Raw genomic sequence first — 2,621 nt, forward strand, 5'->3', positions numbered from 1 at the left:
CATTTCAGCTCTCGAATGTTAACAAATGCACCGGAATTTCGGCTTGACCCATTTTTCCTGCGAGTACGTGAATCCAACACAATAGAGACAGAACAGTTACGCTCTTTGAAAAGTGGCAATGACTTGGTTAATTTTTCCATTGCATTCATTGTTTATGTTCAACATAACCTCTGAATACAGCCGCTTTGCAATGTGAGGCGTACATATACAAAACGCTGCATATAACCACTGAGTCCCTATCCTTTGACGGATAAAACATTGTCGTTATATGCAGCGGTGCAATCTCGTTATCTTCTGTCGCTGACTGGTAACCGGGCTTCTGCTAATCGGTCTCAACCCCTGAAGCAACTCTCACGTTTCGTTTTGAAATAGAGTATTCTCCGACTAATACTCCCTCTACGCTTCGATTCATCGGAATGGGATAATCCTCCCACGATGGTTAGGCAAACTCACTTTTCTTTTTCAAGAAAGAGCACCATTTGGTCATGGCTCGCCATAAATGCATTGCATTTGCAAAGTTAAAACATTATTCTGTAAATCACATACAAATGGAAGATATTTGAGTCTATTTAATCATAAAATGCAGTCACAATAACAAAATCTATTGGTAAAGATGTTACAGGATTGCATGGAGCATCATAGAAATTCTATGTATAAAACACGCCAACTCAAACAGTTTGTTTACGCATTGTTTACGCAAAGGCAAGAAAAAAGGAGTTGCGAAATTCGTAACTCCTTGATTTTTAAAGTGGACCAGCCTGGGCTTGAACCAGGGACCTCCAGATTATGAGTCTGTTGCTCTAACCAACTGAGCTACAAGTCCGAAAGCGATTTATGGCGCTTTTTCAGATGCAAAGATAGGCGTTTTTATGAATTTGGCAAAGTGTGTAACGCTTTTTTTTATGTTTGAGTTGTTTTTTTAGAATATTGGGGAATGATGCTTCTTGTTGTTGGCTATATGGGGAAAGTGTCAAGTGTGCTTTGTATAGGAATGTAAAACTGCCGCACGGACCAAGGGTATTGTGCGGCAGGAATGGGGCTGGTGAGTATGAGGTGACTGTGAGGATATGGAGCCTGCTGTTAATTATTTAGATGAACTCGTCTCCAAGTTTCATTTGCGCCTCGTTGCCTAGGCGGCGTACCAGTGCGGGATCGTTATTGGGACATACTACCAGCATGTTGCCTTCTTGTGCTATGACATAACCTTCCAAGCCGCGTAAAACGGCTCCCATCCCCTTGGGCAGGCATATCACGTTGTCACGGCAGTCCGATAGCATTATTTTTGTGTTGTTGAGAATGGTGTTACCATCGGCGTCTTTCGGCATTACTTCGTGCAGTTCCGGCCAACAGCCGATGTCTGCCCATCCAAAGTCACATTGTTGAATGTAAACGTTTGAGCATTTCTCAAGTATTACCAGATCGATGGATATGTGCATGTTGGAAGGGTAGAAGCGTTTTACCAATTCCAGTTCTTCGTCGGGTGAAAGATTGCTGCCTGTCTTGCTGATGTGCTCGCTTACTATCGGTGTCAGTTTCTCGAGCATCTCCAACATGGTAGGGGCATGCCATAGGAAAATGCCGGTATTCCACAGGAATTCGCCGCTTTCCATAAACATACGGGCATATTCCGGTGCGGGTTTTTCAGAAAAAGATTTTACGCGGAATAGGTGATGCTCCTTACTGTCCGGTCCCATTTGTATATAGCCGTAGGCGGTGTTGGGTACGGTCGGTTTTACCCCCATGGCTAGAAAAACCTGATGTTTTTTTACAAAATCCAGACCGGATCGAATTTGTTCGGCAAACTTTGCTTCGTTAACGATGTGTTGGTCGGCCGGTGTGACAACGATATTGGCTTCAGGATTTTTCATGCTGATATGATAGGAAGCCCATGTCACGGCCGGAGCCGTTGATAGCTGTACTGGCTCGGCCAATATGTTTTCTTCCGGCAGGTCGGGCAGCTGTTCACGTACTAGGCCGACATAATCCTTGAAGGTTGATATATAAATGTTTTCTTTGGGTAAAAAATGTACATATCGGTCGTAAGTTTGCTGCAGGAGAGTGCGGCCTGTTCCCATGAAGTCTAGAAATTGTTTGGGCATTTGCCGACGGCTGCACGGCCAAAGGCGCTTGCCGACCCCGCCGGCAAGAATGATGCAATAATCGTTATGAGTTGTCATATTATGCTTGTATTTTTTATTTGTATCAGTATTAGAGAAGTCTCTGCCGCTAATATAGGAATTATTTCCATTATAGGCATGGGGATATGGTGTAAAGAACAAAAAAAGCAGACTTTTTTACCTATAAGTTTGGTTTGTTAAGATATTTACCTTAACTTTGCACCGCAAATCGGCCCTATAGGGCGTGAGTTGTAGCCCAGATGGCGGAATCGGTAGACGCGCTGGTCTCAAACACCAGTGGAGAAATCCGTGCCGGTTCGACCCCGGCTCTGGGTACAAGGATAAAAGCTAAGTAATTGACAATTCAATACTTAGCTTTTTATTTTTCTCTGAGATGTTTCCAATTTGTTTCCGATCATTCTTATGTGTCTTATTAAAGACGGTGCATTTACGGGTCAAGCCGAAATTCCGGTGCATTTGTTAAAATTCGAGAGCTGAAATGTT

1 protein-coding gene and 2 tRNA genes are annotated in these 2,621 nt (G+C 43.4%); 1 reads left to right on the top strand and 2 read right to left on the bottom strand.

Features of this window, described 5'->3' with window-relative positions; all coding sequences use genetic code 11:
- Positions 1-749 precede the first annotated feature (749 nt).
- Both C5S62_RS00725 and C5S62_RS00730 read right to left on the bottom strand, forming a co-directional pair.
- Positions 750-823 (bottom strand) — tRNA-Ile (locus tag C5S62_RS00725).
- 265 nt (positions 824-1,088) lie between these two features.
- Positions 1,089-2,177 (bottom strand): mannose-1-phosphate guanylyltransferase, encoded by a 1,089-nt coding sequence (locus C5S62_RS00730; RefSeq protein WP_104403638.1) that lies wholly within the window; start codon positions 2,175-2,177, stop codon positions 1,089-1,091.
- A 194-nt stretch (positions 2,178-2,371) separates the two neighbouring features.
- On the opposite strand from C5S62_RS00730, the gene C5S62_RS00735 reads away from it, so the two are divergent.
- Positions 2,372-2,453: transfer RNA gene (locus C5S62_RS00735), tRNA-Leu, on the top strand.
- Positions 2,454-2,621 lie beyond the last annotated feature (168 nt).

It is taken from the genome of Prevotella sp. MGM2 (assembly GCF_002933955.1).
Lineage (GTDB): Bacteria > Bacteroidota > Bacteroidia > Bacteroidales > Bacteroidaceae > Alloprevotella.